This window comes from Azospirillum humicireducens (assembly GCF_001639105.2).
Lineage (GTDB): Bacteria > Pseudomonadota > Alphaproteobacteria > Azospirillales > Azospirillaceae > Azospirillum > Azospirillum humicireducens.
The window spans coordinates 235,401-257,441 of record NZ_CP028902.1 but is presented as its reverse complement, the minus strand read 5'-3'; the positions used below and the strand labels follow the sequence as shown (position 1 = coordinate 257,441).

17 protein-coding genes and 1 pseudogene are annotated in these 22,041 nt (G+C 69.1%); 7 read left to right on the top strand and 11 right to left on the bottom strand.

Annotated features, from left to right (window positions below; translation table 11 throughout):
• Positions 1 to 18 precede the first annotated feature (18 nt).
• Positions 19 to 1,674, bottom strand: coding sequence for a cyclic peptide export ABC transporter (locus A6A40_RS15745; RefSeq protein ID WP_108546873.1), 1,656 nt, complete (start codon positions 1,672 to 1,674; stop codon positions 19 to 21).
• Between the two features lie 205 nt (positions 1,675 to 1,879).
• Between A6A40_RS15745 and A6A40_RS15740 the strand changes: the two genes are divergently transcribed.
• The gene (locus A6A40_RS15740; RefSeq protein WP_108546872.1) at positions 1,880 to 2,893 is read left to right on the top strand and encodes a FecR family protein; all 1,014 of its coding nucleotides are present in this window, start codon (positions 1,880 to 1,882) and stop codon (positions 2,891 to 2,893) included.
• A 23-nt stretch (positions 2,894 to 2,916) separates the two neighbouring features.
• Here the strand turns inward: A6A40_RS15740 and A6A40_RS15735 are convergent, their stop codons facing one another.
• On the bottom strand, positions 2,917 to 5,316 hold the full coding sequence (locus tag A6A40_RS15735; protein WP_236783822.1) for a TonB-dependent siderophore receptor: 2,400 nt from the start codon (positions 5,314 to 5,316) through the stop codon (positions 2,917 to 2,919).
• Positions 5,317 to 5,624: 308 nt separating this feature from the next.
• Between A6A40_RS15735 and A6A40_RS15730 the strand changes: the two genes are divergently transcribed.
• Positions 5,625 to 6,158, top strand: coding sequence for an RNA polymerase factor sigma-70 (locus tag A6A40_RS15730; protein ID WP_108546870.1), 534 nt, complete (start codon positions 5,625 to 5,627; stop codon positions 6,156 to 6,158).
• Positions 6,159 to 6,299: 141 nt separating this feature from the next.
• Here A6A40_RS15730 and A6A40_RS15725 read toward each other — a convergent pair whose 3' ends face one another.
• Positions 6,300 to 7,304, bottom strand: coding sequence for a LysR family transcriptional regulator (locus A6A40_RS15725; RefSeq protein WP_108546869.1), 1,005 nt, complete (start codon positions 7,302 to 7,304; stop codon positions 6,300 to 6,302).
• A 125-nt stretch (positions 7,305 to 7,429) separates the two neighbouring features.
• Between A6A40_RS15725 and A6A40_RS31380 the strand changes: the two are divergent.
• The 5 genes and pseudogenes from A6A40_RS31380 to rhmD all read left to right on the top strand — a co-directional run.
• Positions 7,430 to 7,823, top strand: a pseudogene (locus tag A6A40_RS31380) (fumarylacetoacetate hydrolase family protein); the annotation flags it as partial.
• A 1-nt stretch (position 7,824) separates the two neighbouring features.
• On the top strand, positions 7,825 to 8,209 hold a 385-nt coding region (locus A6A40_RS31375; protein ID WP_236783821.1), incomplete at its 5' end, for a fumarylacetoacetate hydrolase family protein.
• 37 nt (positions 8,210 to 8,246) lie between these two features.
• Entirely contained in the window at positions 8,247 to 8,999 is a 753-nt protein-coding gene (locus A6A40_RS15715; RefSeq protein WP_108546867.1) for an SDR family NAD(P)-dependent oxidoreductase, read from the top strand.
• Between the two features lie 61 nt (positions 9,000 to 9,060).
• The gene (locus A6A40_RS15710) at positions 9,061 to 10,422 is read left to right on the top strand and encodes an MFS transporter (RefSeq protein ID WP_108546866.1); all 1,362 of its coding nucleotides are present in this window, start codon (positions 9,061 to 9,063) and stop codon (positions 10,420 to 10,422) included.
• A gap of 15 nt (positions 10,423 to 10,437) precedes the next feature.
• A complete protein-coding gene (gene rhmD, locus A6A40_RS15705) occupies positions 10,438 to 11,628 on the top strand; it encodes an L-rhamnonate dehydratase (RefSeq protein ID WP_108546865.1) in 1,191 nt (396 codons plus the stop codon).
• Positions 11,629 to 11,764: 136 nt separating this feature from the next.
• Here rhmD and A6A40_RS15700 read toward each other — a convergent pair whose 3' ends face one another.
• The 8 genes from A6A40_RS15700 to qhpG form a co-directional block, all read right to left on the bottom strand.
• Positions 11,765 to 13,468: an AMP-binding protein gene (locus A6A40_RS15700; RefSeq protein WP_108546864.1), complete on the bottom strand. Its 1,704-nt coding sequence runs from the start codon at positions 13,466 to 13,468 to the stop codon at positions 11,765 to 11,767.
• Positions 13,469 to 13,637: 169 nt separating this feature from the next.
• Positions 13,638 to 14,288, bottom strand: a complete 651-nt coding sequence (qhpE, locus tag A6A40_RS15695) for a subtilisin-like serine protease QhpE (protein WP_108546863.1) — start codon at positions 14,286 to 14,288, stop codon at positions 13,638 to 13,640.
• Complete coding sequence (locus A6A40_RS15690) at positions 14,273 to 15,979, bottom strand: ABC transporter ATP-binding protein (protein WP_108546862.1); 1,707 nt, start codon at positions 15,977 to 15,979, stop codon at positions 14,273 to 14,275. Before A6A40_RS15690 ends, qhpE begins: the two co-directional genes overlap by 16 nt.
• Before the next feature lie 60 nt (positions 15,980 to 16,039).
• A complete protein-coding gene (peaD, locus tag A6A40_RS15685) occupies positions 16,040 to 17,149 on the bottom strand; it encodes a quinohemoprotein amine dehydrogenase subunit beta (RefSeq protein WP_108547254.1) in 1,110 nt (369 codons plus the stop codon).
• A 35-nt stretch (positions 17,150 to 17,184) separates the two neighbouring features.
• Positions 17,185 to 17,505 carry a quinohemoprotein amine dehydrogenase subunit gamma gene (gene qhpC, locus A6A40_RS15680; protein ID WP_108546861.1) on the bottom strand — a complete coding sequence of 107 codons (321 nt, stop codon included), beginning with the start codon at positions 17,503 to 17,505 and terminating at the stop codon, positions 17,185 to 17,187.
• The gene (gene peaB / locus A6A40_RS15675) at positions 17,502 to 18,935 is read right to left on the bottom strand and encodes a quinohemoprotein amine dehydrogenase maturation protein (protein ID WP_108546860.1); all 1,434 of its coding nucleotides are present in this window, start codon (positions 18,933 to 18,935) and stop codon (positions 17,502 to 17,504) included. Before peaB ends, qhpC begins: the two co-directional genes overlap by 4 nt.
• 11 nt (positions 18,936 to 18,946) lie before the next feature.
• The gene (gene peaA, locus A6A40_RS15670) at positions 18,947 to 20,536 is read right to left on the bottom strand and encodes a quinohemoprotein amine dehydrogenase subunit alpha (RefSeq protein ID WP_158279294.1); all 1,590 of its coding nucleotides are present in this window, start codon (positions 20,534 to 20,536) and stop codon (positions 18,947 to 18,949) included.
• 74 nt (positions 20,537 to 20,610) lie between these two features.
• Positions 20,611 to 21,930 (bottom strand): flavin-dependent monooxygenase QhpG, encoded by a 1,320-nt coding sequence (qhpG, locus tag A6A40_RS15665; protein ID WP_158279293.1) that lies wholly within the window; start codon positions 21,928 to 21,930, stop codon positions 20,611 to 20,613.
• Positions 21,931 to 22,041: the final 111 nt, after the last annotated feature.

Here is a 22,041-nt window from a genome sequence, read left to right as displayed (position 1 = left end):
GTTCCAACCGAGGCTGCATCACAGCGCCGGCTGGCGATCCTCCACGACCTTGCCGCCGGTCAGCCGGAGCAGATGGTCCGCCGCATCGAAATAGCGGTCGTCGTGCGAGATGACGATGATGGTCTTGCCCAGCGCCTTCAGGCTCGGCAGCAGGTCGGTGTAGAAGATCCGGCGGAAGGTCGGATCCTGGTCGGCGGCCCATTCGTCGAACACCAGCACCGGCCGCTTCTCCGTCCAGGCCTGGAGCAGGGCCAGCCGCTTGCGCTGGCCGGTGGACAGGTCGGTGGTGCTGAACACCCCGTCCACCACGCTGACCTTGTGGGCGATCTCCAGCCGTTCAAGATAGGGCCGGGCGTCCTCCGGCACGCTGCCGCTCGCCGGGATCAGGTCGTCGAACAGGAAATAATCGGAGAAGATCGTGGTGAAGAGCTGACGGTAGTCGTCCCGCGTCTCCGGCGTCACCGGACGGCCATCGAGCAGGATTTCCCCCTCATGCGGGGGATAGAGACCGAGCAGCATCTTGATCAGCGTGGTCTTGCCGCAGCCGTTCTCTCCGACGATGAACAGGATCTCGCCGCGGCCGATCCTCAGCGAGACGGGACCGAGCACGAAGGGCTCCACCTCCGGGCCGGCCGGCGGGTAGACGTACCGGGCGTTCCGCAGTTCCAGCGAGCCGATCGTCGCAGGCGGACCGGCCCCATCCTCCATCAGCAGATGCGGTTCCGGCGAGGCGAACTCCGCCGACAGGTCCGAGATGCGCCGGAAGGCGACCTGGGCGCGGCTGACGATGGGCAGCGTGCCGATCAGATGCTCCAGCGGTCCCTTCATGTAGAGCAGGACCAGGACGAAGCCGCTCAGCGTCCCGCGGTCGGTGCTGGGCCACAGCATGTCGATGCCGAGCGCCACACCGATGACGATGAAGAACAGAGTCGATCCGAACCCCTTGGCGACGACGAAGAGGGTGATCGACCGGATCTGGATGTCGCAGATGCGGTCGATGGTCCTGCGCAGGGTGTCGCTTTGCAGCCGCAGCCGCCGAGGCCGGTTGATGCGCAGCTCCTTCGCTCCCTCCGCCAGCGAGCGGTAATGCTTCTGCAGGTCGTCCTCGTGGGTGCGGGCCTCCTGGAAGCCTTCGATGCCGCGGACTCGCGCCGCATATTGCACGGCGCTGCCGATCAGGATGGCCGCGGCCGTCGCCAGGAACATCGGCGAGGACAGCACCGCTAGGTAGCATAGGCTGCCCAGTGTGACGCTGAGGGATACCGCCAGCGGCGCGAGGGCGAAGGCGAAGTCGCTGATGGTGTCGACGTCATGGGTCAGCACCGGGATCAGGCGGTGGCTGCGATAGCGCTCCAGCTGGTCGATGGGTGCCGTCAGGATGCGGTCGCCCAGCTCCTTGCGCAGCCGCGCGATGACCGTCTGCCCGATCCGGTTGGTGCCGATGTCGGACAGGACCGAACCCGTGAGCGTCAGCGCGCACAGGCCGGCGAAGGCGAGCAGGAGTCCGGCGCCCGGACTCTCATCGGCATGCAGGATGCGGTTGATGGTGGCCAGCAGTCCGGTCACGCCGAGGCCGCCCAGCACGCCCAGCAGGGTGGCGGCGGTCAGCAGCGGCCAGAAGGGGCGGAGGAGCTGGAGCGGAGCGCTGAAGCTGGTAGGGGGGGGGGTCGGCATTGGGGAACCTGCGGGATGGGAGCGAAATCGGCCGTCCTGACTAGGACGAACCAGCGGGACGAAACTGAAGCCGTTTTCTTGTGGAAGCCGTCATGCCGGCCCATGTCTGCCCTGCCCATCCGCCGCGCAGGGTCACTTCACCTTGCGATCCGGCCCCCGCTTACCCTATAGCTGGCGGACGCCTTCCGGAGTCGAGCGCGCCCGTATGCCTCCGTCACATCCCTCCGACGACGACCGCGTGACCGAAGAGGCGGCGGACTGGTGCCTGCGTCTGCAATCGTCCGACGTCAGCGACGCCGACCGCGCCGCTTTCGAGCGCTGGTGCCTGGCGGATCCGCGCCACCTGGCGGAATTCGATGCGATGCGCGAGATCTGGGGCCTGTCCGCCGGCCTGCGCCCGCGCGTGACCGCAGTTCCCGCGACAGCTCCCATCGAAATCCCGGTGGCTGCTGCCGCAGCGGTGGCGCCGTCCGCCGCCGTCCGGGGGCCGGCGCGGCGGCGCTGGGCGATGGCGGCTTGCGTCGCGGCGGCGCTGGCCGTCTGCTGGACGGTGGGCTGGTCCTTCGGCGTGCTGCCGGGGCGGGTCGATGCCTTCCTCGGCGGCGGCCGGCACCGCGTGGTTCAGCTGCCCGACGGCTCGACGGTGGAGCTGAACCTGCACACCAACCTGTTCTATGCCCAGTTCCGCGACCGGCGCAGCGTCCTGATGGACCATGGCGAGGCCTATTTCGCCGTCACGCCGGATGCGGGGCGACCCTTCACCGTCTTCACCGCCGGCCACCAGGTCCGGGTGACGGGGACGAAGTTCAACGTCTGGGCCAATGACGGCGATCTTGCGGTGACGCTGACCGAAGGCTCGGTCACCGTGGCGTCGTCCGCCGCAGGCGGGGGAGAGCCTTTGCGGCTGACGCCCGGCATGCAGGGCCGCTTCGCCCGAGACAGCCGGTTCGGCAGCGCGGCGCGCGTCGATCCGCAGCGGGTGCTGTCCTGGCGCGAGGGCAAGCTGATGTTCGACGACATCACGCTTGCCGAGGCGATTCCGCTGCTCAATCCCTATCTGTCGCAGCCGCTGCGGCTGGCGGACCGCAAGGTCAGTGCGATGCGCATCGGCGGCGTGTACGACATCGCCGACCTCGACCGCGTGGCGGCCTCGCTTCCGCGGGTACTGCCGGTGACGCTCGTGCCGAAGGACGGCGAACTTCTCATTTCCGCCCGCTGACGGGACTTGCCGGCCGACGGCCGTCACCAGCTGTAGGACAGCGTCGCCAGCACCGCCCTTCGGTTGCCGAAAAAGACCGAGTTCTCGTAGAATCCCGGCGAGAAGTAGCGGCGGTCGAACAGGTTGGTCGCGGTCATGGTGAGACTGGCGCCGTCGAGCGCCGGGCCGAGCCGTCCCAGATCGTAGCCCAGGCTGACATCGGTCAGCAGGTAGGAGGGGACGCGTATGCTGTTCGTGGCATTGTAGGCCGCACCGACATAGCGCAGGCCGACGCCGGCGGTCAGACCGCTAGCCGCTCCCGTCTCGAACCGCTGCCGCAGCCAGACCGCGGCGGCATGGCGCGGCACCGAGGCCACCCGCTTCCCGGTCCTGTCGGTTCCGCCGGGGGTGGGGTTGTCGCGGGTGATCCGCGCGTCGGTGTAGCTGTAGGCCGCCGTCAGCTCAGCGGTGGGGCTGAGCGCCGCCTTTGCCTCCAGCTCGACGCCGCGCGACCGCATCTCCCCGGTTTGGACCGAATAGCCGGGATTGTCCGGGTCGGCGGTGGTGAGATTGCGCTGGACGGCCCGGAACAGCGACAAGGTGAAGAGGCCGTCGAACCCCTTGGGCCGGTAGCGCAGCCCGGCTTCCACCTGTGTCCCCCGGCTCGGCGAAAAGGGCCGGCCCTGCACGTCGCTGTCGCTGTTCGGCTGGAAGGAGGTCGACGTGCCGGCATAAGGCGTCAGACCGTTTTCGAACCTGTAGGCCAGCCCGATGCGTTTGGTGAAGGCGCGATCGAACTGCGCCGTTTCCACCGGAGGCCCCCCGGACAGGCGGCCTGTGCTGCCGCTGCGGCTCCAGTCCAGCCGTCCGCCGAGCGTCAGCCGCCAGTTGCCGGCGGCGATCTCGTCCTGGGCGTAGAGGCCGGTCTGGCGGAGGCGTTCGGTCAGGTCGCGGGCAAGCGTCGCGTCCCAGCCATAGGGGCCGCCATAGACCGGAGCGAAGACGTCGAGCCCATCGGCCACCGTGCCGTTCCGCCGCGTCTCGTGCGCCCGGTGGCGGCCATGGTCGATGCCGATCAGCAGGCCGTGGCGCAGCGGACCGGTGGCTGCCTCGCCTTGCAGGTTGGTGTCCACCAGCAGGGTCGAACTGGTCTTGGGCCGGTCCTGCAGCCCGAAACGGTAGATGCGGTCCGCATCCAGCAGGCCCGACGACGCCCAGCTCGACAGATAGCCGACGCGGCTGCTGCTGTAGCGCAGGGTCTGGTTCAGCGTCCAATTCCCGGCCAGGGCATGCCGGATGTCGTAGCCGGCCGACAAGGTGCGCGACCGGTATGAACTCAGCCCCGGATAGCCGAGGAACAGGTTCGACCCCAGACGGCCGTAAGGGTTGTCCAGCACCGTTCCCGATGCCGGAAAGCTCTGCTCCGCCCCCATCTTGCGGAAATCGAGATAGCTGGCGAGCAGTGTGATGTCGGTTCGATCGCCAGCGGACCAGGACAGGGCGGGCGCGACATAGAGGCGGTCGTCCGGCGTATGGTCGATCTGCGTGCCGCTTCGCCGCGACAGCATCGTCAGTCGGAAGCGAAGCGTCCCGTCGGCGTCTATCCTGTCGCCGAGGTCGGCCGTGACCTGCCGGCGGTCGTGGCTGCCGCCCTGCAGCTGGAGCCGGTGGAACGGGGCGGCGGTCGGGCGCTTGCTGGTCAGGGCGATGGCTCCGCCGGGCGGCATCGCCCCGTAGAGTGTGGAGGCCGGTCCCTTCAGCACCTCCACCCGCTCCACGCCGAAAGGCTCGTACTCCAGCCCATAGGGGTTGTAGCCGCTGCGCAGCCCGTCGATCATCACCGATTCCGAACTCTGGCGGAAGCCGCGGACGAAGACGTCGATGGCGCCCTGGCCGCCGGGATAGTCGATGGGGCGGACCCCGGCGCTGTAGGCGAGGGCGCCATTGATGTCCTGAACGTCGCGCTGGTCCAGGTCTTCCCGTGTGACGATGGACAGCCCTTGCGGCAGATCCTCCACCGGGGTGGCGCTTTTGCCGCCGCTGCGGCTATGGCTGGGGATCGGTGCCGTCCGGGTGGCCGAGGCCAGGCGTCCTTCCACCGTCAGGCCCGGAAGGAAGCCGGGATTTTCCTGCAGCCGGCCGATGGTCACCATCCCGCCCTTCATCTCGAAGGCGAGGTCGGTTCCGCTCAGCAGGATGGACAGGGCCGCAGCCGGGTCCATTCGTCCCGACAGGGCCCGCGACCGGCGGTCGGGCAGGATATCGGGCCGGTAGAGAATCTGCAGGCCGGTCCGGCGGCCGAAGCTGGTCAGCGCCTCGCCAAGGGGGAGGGCCGGGATCTCCAGCAGCATCTCCTGCAGGACCGGCGGTTCGATATCTGTCGGGGCGGCGGCGTTGGCGGCGGCGGCCGGATCGAAGGAGGCCGAAAGGGCAGGGGCCGGCAAGCCCAGCAACAGCGTCCAGCCGACCGCAATCCGCCAGAGCCCCAGTCTCCAAACCCTCGGCCGGCAAACCCTCGGCCAATCGGGCGCAGCCGCCCCGCGCCCGCCATCCTGGCGTCGTGTGGTCGGGCGGAACCCTGCGAGACGACCGGTCATCCAATGCCCCCACCAACGCACGCCGAAAGCCACGGAGGGAGCAGCTGGCCGCTTCCCCCTTTGCAAGTGATTGGCAGTTGCATTAGGTTGCGACAGCTTGTCAAGCCGTTGGGACCGCTCCCCGCCACGGCTTCACTCTGCACAAGGAGCTCTCCATGCGGCCGGTGGAATCCGTCGAAAGCCAGACTCTCTGCGACGTCTTCACCACGCATCGGCGCTCGTTGATCGGGGTCGCCGAGCGGATCACCGGTTGCCGTCACCATGCCGAAGATGTCGTCCAGGATGCCTTCCTGAAGCTGCTGGGGGCGGAATCCACCAGCACCATCCGGGCCAAGGCGGGCTACCTGATGATGGTCGTCCGCAATCTGGCCATCGATCATTACCGTCGGAAGGGCAAGGAATCGCGCCTGCTCGCAGCGGAGGAGGAAGGGCAGTCGGTGAGCACGCCGGACGCGGCGTCGCCGGAAAGCGTGAACGTAAACCGCCAGCTTCTGCAGACGCTCGAAGCCGCCTTGGCCGACCTGCCGGAGCGGACCCGCTATGCCTTCGAGATGCACCGCATCCATGGCCACAGCCAGAAGGACATCGCGGCGGTGCTCGGCGTGTCGCCGACGCTGGTCAACATGATGATCCGCGACGCGCTGATCCATTGCCGCAAGACGATGAAGCGGATCGACCCCACGTCCTGAACGTCCCTCATCCTGAACGCTCTTCATCCTGAATGGCCTGCTGAACCGTTTGGCTCCCGCATTTGCCGGACAAGTCGAAAAGGCACGGCTTGTTCAGAACCCGATGAGGCGGGGACCATGCGATGAGGCTGCGTTGGCCGCCTATACCGACGGGTGAAGCCCGTGGGCGATGTCACCGCGACGGTGCCCTCCTAGGCGCTCCGCCGAAGGCACCGTCCGGGCATAGAGGCGCAGCGCCTGCACGAAATCCCGCGCGGCGCCGCTCAAGCCCTCCCCCTTGCGCGTCAGAATGCCGAAGCCGGTCAGGTTCTTGCCGATCGTCATCGGCAGGCAGCACAGAAGGCCGGCGCGCAGATGGTCGCGCACCACCGATTCCGGAAGCATGGCCACCGCGTCGCTCGTCTGCAGCAACTGCAAGGTCGCGAAGATCGAACTTGCCTCCACCATGTCGGCAGGGGTCGGCATCAGGGCGCTGGCGAACTCCTGCTCCAGAAGCTGGCGGGCCGGGCTGGTCAGCGGCTGCATCACCCAGGGCGTAGCACCCAGGTCCGTCAGGGCCAGGTCGGATCGCTCCTGCAACGGATGGCCGGTCCGTGCCACCACGTAGAGCGTTTCGTTGGCCAAGGGTTCGAAGTCGAACTCGTTGTGCTGCAGCGGCCCGCTGAATCGGCCGACCGCGAGATCGAGTTTGCGGGCTGCCAGCAGGTCCAGGATTTCGTCGCTGGTTTCTCCCAGCAGCCGGACGACCAGCAGCGGCCGCGCCGCCTTCAGGTCGGCAACCGCCCGTGCCACGATGTCCGGTGCGGCCCCCATGATGGCGCCGACCACGAGCTGTCCGAAGCCGCCGCGGCGCTTGCCTTCCAAATCCTGGGCGAAGCGGTCGAAGTCGGCAAGCAGCCGCGTCGCGAAGCGCACCACCTCCTCCCCCAGTTCCGTCGGCTGCATGCCGCGCGGCAACCGTTCGAACAGCGGAAATCCGAAGACCAGTTCCACATCGTGCAGCATCTTGGTCGCCGTCGGCTGGGTCACATGGACCGCCTCGGCGGCGCGATGCAGGTTTCTTTGCTGCCCCAATGCCGCGACCAGCGCCAGTTGCTTCAGACGCAGGCGGTTCATCAGCAGGGGCAGCAACGGGGCGGGCGTCATGTCCAGTCCGATCGAGGTTGGTGCGATAGAAAAGTTCGATCGCAACCGTCCGTGTTTCGATTGGATCGCTATCGGGTGAGTTTCTACACTGCTGACAGTCAGTGTTGCAAACCAAAGGAAACGTTATGAAGCTGCTGCGCGTCGGCCGGCCCGGCCAGGAGAAGCCTGCGCTGTTGGACCGCGATGGAACACTGCGCGACCTGTCGGCCCATGTGGCGGACATCGCCGGTGCCACGCTGCTGCCGGACAGCCTGGACCGGCTGCGCCGCATCGACCCCGCCACTCTGCCGGAGCTGCCGGCGGCCTTGCGCGTCGGCGCCTGCGTCGGCGCCGTCGGCAAGATCATCTGCGTCGGGCTGAACTACTCCGACCATGCCGCCGAATCCGGGATGGCCGTGCCGACGGAGCCGGTGCTGTTCATGAAGCCGTCCAGTTCCATCTGCGGCCCCTTCGACGATGTCGAAATCCCGCGCGGCGCCGAGAAGACCGACTGGGAGGTCGAGTTGGGCGTCGTCATCGNCAACGACGTCTCCGAGCGCGCCTTCCAGCTGGAGCGCGGCGGCCAGTGGGACAAGGGCAAGGGCCACGACACCTTCGCACCGCTCGGCCCCTGGCTGGTCACCGCCGACGAGGTGGAGGACCCGCAGGCGCTCGACATGTGGCTGGAGGTGGACGGCCGCCGGTTCCAGGACGGCTCCACCCGCACGATGATCTTCGGCGTAGCCCATCTGGTCTCCTACATCAGCCGCTTCATGACGCTGCAGCCGGGCGACATCATTTCCACCGGCACCCCGCCCGGCGTCGGTCTGGGCCAGAAGCCGCCGCTCTACCTGCGCGCCGGCCAGACCATGCGGCTCGGCATCGCCGGGCTGGGCGAACAGCGCCAGCGCACCGTCGACGCCTGACCGTCCGTCACCGCCCACACACCAGGAGTACGCCACCATGAACCGTCTCGACCTCGACGGGCGCGTCGCCATCGTCACCGGCGGCGCCCGCGGCATCGGCTATGCCGCCGCGGAGCGCATGCTGCGCTCCGGCGCCGCCGTCTCGCTGTGGGACGTCGATGCCGCCGCCCTTGAGGACGCCGCCCGCCGTCTGGCCGCATTCGGCAACGTCGCCGCCGCGGCGGTGGAACTGACCGATGCCGACAGCGTGGCGGCCGCCACCGCCGCGACGCTGGAGCGCTTCGGCAGGATCGACATCCTGGTCAACAATGCCGGCATCACCGGCGGCAACGCCCCCACCTGGGAGCTGTCGCCCGATGTCTGGCGCCGGGTGCTCGACGTCAATCTGGTCGGCCCCTTCCTGACCTGCCGCGCAGTGGTCCCGCACATGATCGGGCGCGGCTATGGCCGCATCGTCAACGTGGCATCCATCGCCGGGAAGGAGGGCAACCCGACCGCCTCCCATTACAGCGCGTCGAAGGCCGGGCTGATCGCGCTCACCAAGTCGCTGGGCAAGGAACTGGCGACCAGGGGCGTGCTGGTCAACTGCCTGACGCCGGCCGCCGCGAAGACCGACATCTTCGCCCAGATGAAGCAGGAACACATCGACTACATGCTGTCGAAGATCCCGATGAACCGCTTCGTCGAGGTCGGCGAGGTGGCGGCGATGATCGCCTGGCTGGCGACGGAGGACTGTTCCTTCACCACCGGCGGGGTCTTCGACATCTCCGGCGGACGCGCGGTCTACTGACCCCATCCTTATCCGGGCAACCAATCGAACAAGAACAGCCCGCTCCTCTGAGGAAACGCTCATGGCCCAAACCGCTTCTTCCGCAGCGGCGCCGCCGGCGCTGCTCGACCGCACCGTCGCCAAGGTTCAGGCCCGGCTGCTGCCCTTCCTGCTGCTGATGTATGTGCTGGCCTTCCTCGACCGCGCCAACATCGGGTTCGCCAAGAAGGCGTTCCAGGCCGACACCGGCATCGGCGACGCCGCCTTCGCGCTCGGCGCCGGCATCTTCTTCATCGGCTATGCCCTGTTCGAGGTTCCGAGCAACCTGATCATGCACCGCGTCGGCGCGCGGGCCTGGATGTGCCGGATCATGGTGACCTGGGGCATCCTGTCGGCGGCGATGGCGTTCGCCCATGACGAGGCGACCTTCTACGTCCTGCGTTTCCTGCTGGGCGTCGCGGAGGCCGGCTTCTTCCCCGGCGTCATCCTGTATCTGACCTATTGGTTCCCGGCGAATGCGCGGGCGCGGGTCATGGGCATGTTCTATTTCGGCGCTCCCATCGCCTTCATCCTCGGCAGTCCGGCGTCAGGCCTGCTGCTCGACCTGCACGGCGCCGGCGGCCTGCTCGGCTGGCAGTGGATGTTCCTGGTGGAAGGGCTGGCGGCCTCGGCGGTTGGCGTCTGGGCCTACTGGTATCTCGACAACCGCCCCGGCGAGGCCCGCTGGCTGTCGGCGGAGGAGAAGACGGTCATCTCCGGCGCCGTCGCCGCGGAGGAGGCGCACAAGCACGCCCATGGTCCGCGTGGTGTTCTGGCCGCCCTGTCCAACCCGCGGCTGCTCTATCTCTGCGCCATCTATTTCCTGATCCAGATGAGCGTCTACGGCGTGGTCTTCTACCTGCCGACCCAGGTGGCCGGGCTGCTGGGCAAGAAGGTCGGCTTCGAGGTCGGTCTGGTCACCGCCATTCCCTGGATCTGCGCGCTGGCCGCCGCCTATCTGATCCCGCGCCATTCCGACCGCACCGGAGAGCGCCGGGTGACCGCCGCCCTCACGCTGGCGGCGGCCGGGGCGGGCATCGCGGTTTCCGCCGGTGTCGCCTCTCCCCTGGTCGCCCTGATGGCGCTCTGCGTCGCCGCCGCCGGTTTCATCGCCGTGCAGCCGCTGTTCTGGACCTTCCCCACCGGCTTCCTCGGCGGCGTCGCTGCCGCCGGCGGCATCGCCATGGTCAATTCGCTGGGGGCGCTCGGCGGCTTCGTCGCTCCGAACGTGAAGACCTGGGCGGAAAGCGCCTTCGCCTCGCCCGCCGCCGGACTCTACCTGCTGGCCGGCACCACCCTGCTGGGCGCGCTGCTGATCCTCGGCCTGAAGGGCCTGGGGCTGGTCGAAGCGTCGGCAGGCGGCAAGCGGCCGTCCGGCGCCGTCCTCCCGCAACACCAATCCTGATCGGACATCCCCTCCATGAGCGCATTCACCAACACGCCCACCATCCGTCAGGTCCGCGCCTACACCGTGCGCGGCGGCGGCGCCGACTATCACGACCAGAGCGGCGGCCACTGGATCGACGACCACATCGCCACGCCGATGAGCAAGTACCCCGAATACCGCCAGAGCCGCCAGACCTTCGGCCTGAACGTGCTCGGCACGCTGGTGGTGGAGGTCGAGGCGTCGGACGGCACCGTCGGCTTCGCCGTCACCACCGGCGGCGAGATCGGCGCCTGGATCGTCGAAAAGCATCTTGCCCGTTTCGTCGAAGGCCGGCGGGCGACCGATATCGAGAAGATGTGGGACCAGATGTTCAACGGCACGCTGTTCTACGGCCGCAAGGGCATCGTTCTGAACGCCATCTCCGGTGTCGATCTGGCCCTGTGGGACCTGCTGGGCAAGCTGCGCGGCGAGCCGGTCTATCACCTGCTGGGCGGCCCGGTGCGTAACGAGCTGCAGTTCTACGCCACCGGCGCCCGCCCCGATCTGGCCAAGCAGATGGGCTTCATCGGCGGCAAGCTGCCGTTGCATCACGGCCCGGCTGAGGGCGAGGAAGGGCTTCGCAGGAACATCGCGCTTCTCGCCGACATGCGCGAGCGGGTCGGCGACGATTTCTGGCTGATGTATGATTGTTGGATGAGCCTGGACGTCAACTACGCCACCCGACTGGCGCAGGCTGCGCACAATCTTGGCCTGAAATGGATCGAGGAGGCGCTGCCGCCCGACGATTACTGGGGCTATGCCGAGCTTCGCCGCAATGTGCCGAAGGGTATGATGGTGACCACCGGCGAGCATGAGGCCACCCGCTGGGGCTTCCGCATGCTGCTGGAGATGGGCTGCTGCGACATCGTCCAGCCCGATGTCGGCTGGTGCGGCGGCATCACCGAACTGATCAAGATTTCGGCGCTGGCCGATGCGCACAACGTGCTGGTGGTTCCGCACGGGTCAAGCGTCTACAGCTACCACTTCGTCGTGACGCGCCACAACAGCCCGTTCGCCGAATTCCTGATGATGGCGCCGAAGGCCGACACCGTGGTGCCGATGTTCAACCCGCTGCTCCTTGACGAGCCGGTCCCGGTCAACGGCCGGCTGAAGGTTCCGGACCGGCCCGGTTTCGGTGTCCGCCTGAACCCGGATTGCGCGCTCTCCCGCCCGCATACCCATTGAGAACGGTCGCACGCGTGTAGCGCAGCGGCTGGAGTGTTGGGGCGATCGCGCGGACTGGGGTTGATCCATCCCGCGCGAGGCCGCCGCCGTGCCGGCCGGCATGGATATCAGCGGTTATCGTCAATCACCGCTGGGTTCATGCCGTCCTGTCCTGGGAGAGGGCGAGGTCCTCGATCATGGTCTGGCGCATGACGAATTTCTGGATCTTGCCGGTCACCGTCATCGGGAATTCGTCGACGAAGCGGATGTATTTCGGGATCTTGTAGTGGGCGATGACGCCCTGGCAGAAGGCGGTGACCTGCTGTTCGGTCAGTGCCGCCCCAGGCTTCACCCGGATCCAGGCGCAGAGCTGCTCGCCGAACTGCTGGTCCGGCACGCCGAACACCTGCACGTCGGCGATGTCGGGGTGGGTGTAGAGGAACTCCTCCACCTCGCGGGGGTAGATGTTCTCGCCGCCGCGGATCACCATGTCCTTCAACCGGCCGACGATGTTGCAATAGCCCTCGGCGTCGATGGTGGCGAGGTCGCCGGTGTGCATCCAGCCGGCCTCGTCGATTGCCCGCGCCGTCTGCTCCGCGTCGCCCCAATAGCCGCGCATCACCGAATAGCCGCGGGTCAGCAGCTCGCCCGGCGTGCCCGGCGGGACGATGCGGCCCTCGGCATCGACGATCTTCACCTCCAGATGTGGCTGGATGCGGCCGACGGTGGACACGCGCCGTTCAAGCGGGTCGCCGGTGGAGCTTTGGAAGCTGACCGGGCTGGTTTCGGTCATGCCGTAGGCGATGGTGATCTCCCGCTGGTTCATTTCGGAAACCACGCGCTTCATCACCTCGATCGGGCAGGGCGAGCCGGCCATGATGCCGGTGCGCAGGCTCGACAGGTCGTAGCGGGCGAAATCGGGGTGGTCGAGCAGCGCGATGAACATGGTCGGCACGCCGTGCAGGCCGGTGCAGCGTTCCTCCTGCACCGCCGACAGCACGGCGACGGGATCGAATCCCTCGCCAGGAATCACCATGCAGGCGCGGTGGGTGACGCAGGCGAGATTGCCCAGAACCATGCCGAAGCAGTGATAGAAGGGCACCGGGATGCACAGCCGGTCCTCCTCGGTCAGGCGCATCGCCTCGCCGACGAAGAAGCCATTGTTGAGGATGTTGTGGTGGGTCAGCGTGGCGCCCTTCGGGCTGCCGGTGGTGCCGCTGGTGAACTGGATGTTCACGGGATCGTCGAATTGCAGGATGCCGGCCAACCGACCCAGCTCCGCCACGTCGGCCGGGCGGGCCAGACCCGGCAGATCGTCGAAATTCAGCATGCCCGGCGTTCTTTCCGCCCCCAGGCGGATCAGGTGGCGCAACGTCGGCAGCCGTTGCAGCGACAGGGGCCGGTCGGAGAACGACCGGTCGAGTTCCGGCGCCAGCCTGGCGATCATGCCGAGATAGTCGCTGGACTTGAAGGACGGCGACAGGATCAGGGCGGCGCAGCCCACCTTGTTGATGGCGTATTCCAACTCGTGCAGACGATAGGCCGGGTTGATGTTGACCAGGATCAGGCCGGCCTTGGCGGTGGCGAACTGCGTCACCACCCATTCGGCATTGTTCTGTGACCAGATGCCGATGCGCTCGCCGGGCTTCAGCCCCAGCGCCACCAGTCCCGCCGCTGTCCGGTCGACGCTGTGCTTGAACGCCGCATAGGTCCAGCGGACATTCTGGTGCCGGACGACCAGGGCGGGCCGGTCTGGGGACAGCGCCGCCATGCGGTCGAGATGGGCGCCGATGGTCTCGCCCAGCAGCGGGGTGCGGCTCGCCCCGTGGACATAGCTCTGGGTCAGCGACGTGGTGTCCATATTCAAGGCTGCTTTCCTTCCCCGGATGAATTATGGACCGTCGGTCCTTATGGGCGCCGCCATGGCCGCGGCGCGGTGCGTTCCTCTACTGAACCCATATCGCGTCGGTCTGTCGATCCCCCGTTCGGCCAATGGAGCCTGCCGATAGGGAGCGGTCGCTTGGGTTCCGTCACATCCATCGCCGCTCCGGCCCATGCCAGCGGGCTGCGCCGTGCAGATGGGCGAGTGCGGCCTCGTACGACGGCGGAGCGGCGGCGGCGAGCAGGCCGGCGAGATGGCCGACGGCGAGGCTGGCGCCGCCGGCGCGGGGATCGCCGTCCGGCCGGCGCGGGCAGGCGCCGAAGGCGGCCGGCAGGACGGAGACCTCGCCGGGACCGCATCGGGCGTCGCCGGTGGCGGCGATGACGCCGGGATAGGCGGCGGGCCACACCGGACCGCCGCGGGCCGGACTGGCGGCAACCAGCAGCAGGCCGTGCGACAGCGCCTCTTCCACTGCGGTGCGCAGCACCGGGCGGTCGGCGGACAGGCCGAGGCTGAGCGTCGCCAGCCGGGCGCCATGCCCGACGGCCCAACGCAGCGCCGCCGCCACCGCGGCGGGGGATGCGGTGATGCGGTCGTGGAAGATCTGGGCATCGATCAGCTCCGCTGTCGGAGCCTGAACCATGATGGCGGCGGCGACGGCGCTGCCATGGCCGATGCGGTCGGGTTGGGACGGGACCTGTTCGATGTCCAGGGCGTCCGCGTTCAGCAGGAACGCGGCGCGCTCGGCGACCGGAACGCCGGGCAGGGTGATTCCGCTGTCGATCACCGCGATGCGCATGCAACCTCCGCCATCGTGTCGGCGACCGGCTCGAGACGGCCTCGCTCCAGACGGTAAACCGCGTCGCAGCCGGCCAGCGCCTCGGCGCGGTGGCTGATGACCAGCCGGGTGCGGCCGGCGAACAGGCGGTCGACATCGGCGGTCAGCCGTTCCGCCGCCGCCGGGTCGAGTGCCGAAACCGGCTCGTCCAGGATCAGCAGGTCCGGTTTGCGCAGCAGGCAGCGGGCGAGCGCGATCCGCTGCCGCTGCCCGCCGGACAGGGCCGAGGCCCAGGCCCCGACCGGCGTGTCCAGTCCGCGCGGCAGGCCGGCGATCCAGCCGTCGAGCTGGGCGGCGGCGACCGCCTCGGTCAGCGTGTCCTTGTCGAGGGCCCCGGCCTCCGCAGGGGAGAGGCCGAAGCGCAGATTGTCGGCGATGGTGCCCGGCAGCAGCGGGGCGTCCTGGCCCAGAACCGCCACCCGGCGGCGCAGCAGGGCGGGGTCGAGGTCGCGCAGGTCGACGCCGTCCAGCGCGATGCGGCCGCGTTCCGGGTCGTAGTGGCGGTGCAGCAGGTCGGTCAGGGTCGATTTCCCCACGCCGGACGGCCCGTGCAAACCGACCTTGGCCCCCGCCGGAATGGTGAGCGAAAGCCCATCGAGCACCGGCGCGCCGGCCTCATGGCCGAACACCAGGCTCTCGACCGACAGCGCACCGCCTCGGCCGGTCGGGGAAAGCGGGCGGGCAGGCGGGCGGACGGCAGGGGATTCGGACAGAAGCTCGCCCAGCCGGTCCAGCGAGACGCGGGCGCGCTGCGCCCCGACGATCAGGCCGAGCAGCCCCTGCACCGGACCGGCGGCGCGGCCGAGATAGGCGGAGAAGGCGATCAGCGCGCCCAGCGACAGCTCGCCGTCGATCACCCGCAGGCCGCCCCACAGGAACACCGCGGCCGTCCCGGCGGAGCCGAGCAGTCCCGGCACGCCGCCGGTGACGATGCCGACCGTCTGCTGGCGCAGGAGCCGCCGCAGGCAGTCGCGGTCGAGGGCGGCGAGGCGCTCGGCCTCCTGGCGCTCGGCGCCCAGCGACTGGATCAGCTTCATGGCGGACAGGCGCTGCACGAAGAAGCCGGTCAGCGCCGCCATGGAGTCGCGCAGCGCGCGGGTGCTGCGCTCCACCCAGGGGCGGGTGCCGCGCAGGAACAGCGCCTGCGCCGGCAGCACCAGGAAGGCGATCAGGGTCAGCGCCGGATCGATCAGCAGCATCAGCGCCACCGCTCCGGCCAGCGTCAGCAGCGCGTTGAGCGCCGACAGCGGGGCGTCCACGGCGAAGCGCTGCACCTCCGCCAGATCGCCGTCGAGCCGGCCCAGCACGTCGCCCGCCGACCAGCGGGCGTAGAAGCGCGGCGGCAGGGTCTGGAGATGGGCGTAGACATGCTCCCGCATCGCGAACAGCACGCCGGCCGACGCGCGGGTGTAGACCAGCCGGTTCGCCCCCGACAGCAGGGTGGAGACCAGCCCCGCCCCCAGCATCCCCAGCGTCAGCACAACCAGCAGCCGGGCATCGCCGGCCGCCAGCCCGTCATCGACGATGCGCTTGGTCAGCCAGGGCTGCGCCAGCCCGACGCCGGTCCCGGCCAGCGACAGGGCGACGCAGACCGCCAGACGGCTCCGGTGCGGCCGGACGAAGCCGCCGGCCCAGCGCAGGGAATGGGGCATGGGGACTCTCAGCCAGAGTCGCGGGAATCCCCTCTCCCCAGGGGAGAGAGGGGGATTTTCTCAACGCCGGATCACCCGCAGGGAGGCGATGCCCTGGTCGGGGCAGCCGGCGATCTCCACCTGGCCGACGCGATCGAGCGTGTCGGTGCTGTAGACGCCGATGTCGCAGCCCGTGCCACCGACATAGACCTCCTTGCCGTCGCTGGAGACGTTGATCGAATAGTAGGTGTGCGGCAGGTCCACCCGCTTGACCAGCTTGCCGCCGTCGGCGTCGATCTTCGACAGCTGGGTGTAGACGGAATAGGCCTCCGTCCGCTTCACCGGGCTGACGACGGACGAGAAGATGACGGCGCTGGTGTCCTCGAAATCCCGCATGTCCATCCGGCCGCTGGCGAGGTCGAGCGTCATCAGCCCGGTGCGGAAGGCGCCGGGATCGGTCGCCGCCAGATCGGTGCGGGCGGTGAAATAGGGGGCGGACAGCGTCGCCGCCTGCTCGAACTGCGGCCAGATGTCGAGCACGTCGGGAGGGCTGTGGTTGGCGAGCGTCCGGTTCAGCACCTTGTGCGTCTCCTTCACCGCTCCGGTCTTCGGATCGAGCCCGTAGATGTCCCAGCCGAGTGCCCACAGCGTCCCGCCATCCCTGGAGAAGGCGAGCACGGCGATGCGGCGCGGCGCCGGCAGCAGGCGCACCGGCTTGGCGCCGACGCCGTCGGCGGTGCTGTAGACGGCGATGCGCGTGTCCTCCACCCGGTACTCGCCGGGCAGCAGGCGCACCGGCGCCTGGAAGACGTACAGTTCCTTGCCGTCGGGACTGACATCCATGCCGAACAGGGCGCGGACGCGCAGATCCCCACTGGAGAAATCGGCGCGGAAGACCTGTTTGCCGCTGTCGAGATCGATGCCGGAAACGCTGCCCATATGGTTGTTGATGACATAGGCGACGCGGCCGTCGGGCGAGGGCACGATGGTGCCGGGCGCCACCCCGCCGCCGGGAATGGTCAGCACCCGTTCCACCTTGCGGGCGGCGGCATCGACCAGCACCAGCTTGTCGGGCTTGGCGCCGGTCAGCAGATAGTCCTTCGCCGCGGCGGGAGAGGCGGTGAGCAGCAGGGCGGCGAGCAGGCCGCCGAGACGCGCGGCGGTTCTGGCTGATGGGCGTCGGCTTCTCATCGGACGGACTCCGTTTGCATGGGTCTTCATGGCGGTCAGTCCTTCGGGAACACCGACTGGAGCGCGCGCCAGTCGTTCTGGGCCGAGGCCGCCTTGGCGTTCCAGTCCGGGTAGCTGTTGATGGTGTCGGGCACCTGCGCCGGCCACCAGCAGGGGTCGGAGCAGCCGTAGAGATCCGCCTCCATCGGCGCGCACAGCGCGGCGACGCTGCCGAAGGGATCGACCTCCCAGCCGGGATCCATGGTGGCGGCACAGCCGACCACCACCTGCATCGCCACCACCTCGTCCAAATGGCCGTCCTCGACAGCCTGATCGACCAGCCGGGCCTTCTTGTTGATGGGCGTCAGATGCTTCATTTCATCCCCCTGCGCGGCGCGACGTGGCGTTCGATGAATTGCGGGTTGGCGACCATGATCTCGGCATAGGCGCGGATGCCGAAGTCGATCCAGTCGCGCATCAGGTTGCAGTAGTGATAGGTCGGGTGCGCCGGATCGGCGTAGCGGGCATAGGATTCGTGATAGCAGCCGCCGGCGCACAGCTTGCGGATCCAGCAGGTCTCGCAATCGGTGCCGGTCCGGTTCGCCATCCCTTCCAGGAAGCTGCCCAGGCTGTCCTTGGCGATGCCGTGATCGACATTGCCGTAGGTCGGCTGCGACGATCCGGTGAAGCGGTGGCAGAGATGCAGGTCGCCCTCCTTGTCCACCGCCAGCATGCCGAGCCCGGCGCCGCAGGGCAGCGACTTGGTCGTTCCCTCCGTCAGATCGGTCATCAGCTGGTGCATGTTGGAAAAGCCGGTGTTGACGCCGCGCTTCGCCGCCTCGACATAGGCCAGTCCAAGCGTCTTCATGTTGTCGAAGACGGTCGCCAGCTCGTCGCCGGTCAGGTTGAAGGCCGACATCGCACCGGAGGTGACGGGGGAGAATCCGACCTCGAAGAAGCCCAGATCGGACTTCAGATGGTCGTGGATCGCCACCACGTCGGTGACGCCGGCGGTCAGCGTCACCCGCGCCCCCACCGGGCGGGAACGGTAGCGGGACAGCAGCATCCGCGCCTTCGCCGCCACGACGTCGTAGGAGCCCTTGCCGCCGACGGTGCGGCGGTTGCGGTCGTGCAGCGGCTTCGGCCCGTCCATGCTGATGGTGATGCCGAAGCGGTGGGCGTCGAGCCAGTCGACGATCTCTTCGGTCAGCAGCACGCCGTTGGTGGTCAGCGAGAAGTCCGTGCGGATCCCGGCTTCGCGGCCGCGCTGCTCTGCATAGGCCACCACCTGACGGATCAGCGGCAGGTTGGTCAGCGGTTCCCCGCCGAAGAAGACGACGTTGACGCTGTCGCGGCCCTTGGCCTCCTGCAGCAGCAGGTCGACGCTGCGGGCGGCGGTGTCGAACTCCATCCGCTCGCCCTTGGCGGGGGTGGTCAGATCCTCCTTGTAGCAGTAGGTGCAGCTGAGATTGCAGCCGGTGTTGACGTTCAGCACGACGGTGCTAAGCGGAAATTCGCTGATGGTCACCGGCGGCTTCGTCCGCTTGACGGCCGGGCCGCTTTCGACGACGCGCAGCGTGATCAGCTCGCGCAGGCTGTCGATCACCTCGGCCGGATCGGCGACGCCGTCGAAGCGGCGGCGGACATCCTCCTCGCTGACCTCGCCCAGCTCGGCGAACAGGTCGATCAGGGCTCCGCCGACGCGGTCCAGCTCGAACAGGCCGCTGGTGGGGACGTGGAACAGGACACGCCGGTCGCCGACCGTCACGTCGCGCATATCGTCGCGAACCAGATGAAGGGTTGCCATGGCTCTGCTCCTCAATGGATGGGCGGGTCGTTCCAGCGCTGGACCGTGCTGATGAGGCGGCCGGTGCCGGTCAGCGTCGCCGTGCCATCCGCCACCGATCCGATCACCTTCATGTCGCCGATGTTGTTGGTGCCGAACTGTCGCTGCGGGTTGGGGCCGGCACCGGCAGGGGTGAACAGGCCGTTGGCGCCCATGGCGCCGGCGAACTTCACGTCTTCCATCTGCGCCGCGGCGTCGTTGAAGGGCTCAAGGGTCCAGCTTGCCGGCATCGGGCCGACGCGCACGTCGTCCTCGGTGCCGGGTTTGCCGTCCGGGCCGTTCAGATAGCCGACCGCTTCGAACTGGGCGGTCATCGGCGGCACCGGCCCGCCATTGCCGCCGACGCGGGCGATGGTGAATTCCGGTTCCACCCGGATGCCGTCGAGCTTGGCGTAGACCGCGAAGCCGCCGGCCTTGGCGCTGCCCACCGTCAGGCTGCGCGCACCGGGGGCGGCATCCGCGGCGGCCGTCGCTTCCACGGTCAGGGAGGTCGGGCCGCGTGACAGGATCTTCGCCGAAACGCCTGGGCCGAAGCCGACCTCGCCGCGGTCCAGCCCGCTGCCCCACAGGGTGATGCGGGCGCTGCTCCCGACCTTCAGGAAGCTCTGGCTGGTGCCGAGGATCATGCTGTCGGCACCGCCGACGCGCACCGCATGCAGGCTGCCGCCGACCTCGTCCTGCTGGGTGAGGAACCAGCGGCCGTCCAGGCGGCTGCCGTCGCGCGACGCGGCGAGCACCTCGCGCACCGGCTTGCCGTCCAGCGTGCCGGTGCCGCGCCATTCATAGCCTGTGAACACCGTCGATTTGCCTTCGCCGGTCAGCGGCTTGCCGGTGGCGTCGGTCAGGTCGTAGGCGATGCGATAGCCGTCTCCATCCTTGGTTACGGTCGCGGTGCCGCCATAGGAACCGATCCCGGCCCGGTGCCCGGCGACCGCCCAGCGTCCGGACAGGTCGGGCTTGGGTGCCGTCTGCCAGCTGGTCCAGGCGTCGGTCCTGAAGGGGAACTTGCCGCCCAGCGTCTGCGGGACTTCGGTGGAGGCGATCTCCCACCATTTGCGGTCGCGGCCCTGGGCGGAGTATTCGATGGTCGGCCATTGGCCGAGGTGGAAATTGACCAGACGCCGCCATTCGTCCTCATCGCGGCGCTGAAGCCCGACGCGGGCGACGCTGTGGCAGCGGGCGCACATCACCGACAGGTCGCCGTCGGTCACCGGCTCCTCCACCACCGCCGGGCGGCGTTCGAGGACGTAGCGGTAGGGGGCCGCCTCCTCCGGCGCCAGACCCTGGCGGTCGGCGAAATAGCGGACCAATGTGCGCTGCTCCTCGTCCGACAGAGTGACGCCGTGGAACTGGCGCATGCGGAACAGCGTCATCGTCCAGCCTTCAGGCGTCTTGCGCACATGGTCGATCCGGTGCAGCGACCCGTCGGCTTCCTTCTGGTGGCAGGCGGCGCAACGCTCCTCGACCAGGGCGCGGCCGTCGGCGGCCAGTGCAGTCTGCGCGGTCGCCAGCGCGCCGCCGAACACCACGCCGCCCGCAACCGCACCCAGCAGAAGGCTCAAGGGCCTGTTGGGCCGGCGGCTACCGTCTCTTCGCGTCTGTCCCATCGGTACTCCCCCGTTCTTGATCGTTGTCGTCATGGGCCGGGGCGGCTTTGTCCGCCCGGCAGGAATCCGTTTTCCACCAGCCAGGAAAGAGCGGCCGCCACCCGTCCCGGCGGCTGGACCAGGCTGCGGCCACAGCGCTCGGCCAGATCGCCGCCGCGGCTCGGACCGGCATTCATGCTTTCCAGCAGCGGGTACAGCTCGACCCCGCCGATCGCCAGCACGCCGCGCGGCAAGGCGGGCGTGACCAGGACCGGGCGTTCCTCGATCCGGTCGTTCACCACCACGGCGCGGCGGCGGATGCCGTGCTCGGCCGTCGGCAGCGGGGCGGGGGGCCATGCGGCGCGGCGGCGCCAGAAGGGGCGGTCGCGCCAGCGTTCCTCGGCGCGGTAGAACTGGTTGCCGGCATCGGCGGCATGGGCGAACAGCTCGGCACAGCGCTCCTCGACGAAGCGTTCGACCGCCGGCCAAGCGGTTGGATCGGTCGCCAGCGTGTTGACGGCGGCAGCGGCGGCGAAGGCCCAGGCCACCGCGGCATAGACGCCGTGACCGGACAGCGGATCGACCGCGAAGGCGGCATCGCCGATCCGCAGACGGTCGGCTGTAACGCCGGGCGAGCGCCTGACCGCCGTAGCGTCGCGCACCTCTGCCTCGCCCATGGGTGTGCAGCCGGCGACCCAGCCTGCCGCCTCCGGCAGCGCCGCGACCACCGCTTCATGCCAGTCGGTCAGATTGGCCCGGGCGGGGCTGTCGGCGCCGTCGATGACCAGTTGCACGACCCGCCGGCCGTCGGGCAGGGCGGCAAGCCAGGCCCAGCCATCGGCAAAGGACAGGGCGGCACTGCCCAACTCTCCGGCTGGACCGTGGTAGACCCGGCCGACTGCCAGCGTGCGCGGCCCCGTCTCCCGCGCCGGGGCGTTCGGCGCCCGGCGGCCGCGGGCCTCCACCAGGAAGCGGCCGGAGCCCAGCACCGCACCGGTCGCATCGACCGCCCGCCACCCGTTCTTCCCCTGTTCGAGCGCCGCCACCGTGCCGCGGGTCAGGACGGCGCCGCCGGCCGCGGCGTCGCGCAGCAGCGCGGCGTCGAGGCTGTTGCGGTCGACCAGATGTTCGCCATTCAGCGCGGTGCGCCGTCCGTTCCAATCGACCCGGCGCGATGCCGGCCTGCCGGCCGCTGCGACCGCCTCCGTGCAGCCGGCGCGGCGCAGTCCTTCGACGGCCCGCAGGGACAGCCCCTCCATCGCCGCACGGCGGGCGCAGGTCACCAGCGTCACGCCATACCCCAGCGCCGTCAGCCGCCGGGCGAGCACCGTACCCGCCGGGCCGCCGCCCAGGATCAGCACATCCGCCATGCCGTGCCCTCCCCGCCGCTCTTGATGGTCCATGGGTGACGCCCCGGCCCGCCGGCATCCATCGGCGCCGCTGTGACTGCCAGGGATCGTGCAATGGGCCCAGGGCTTCGA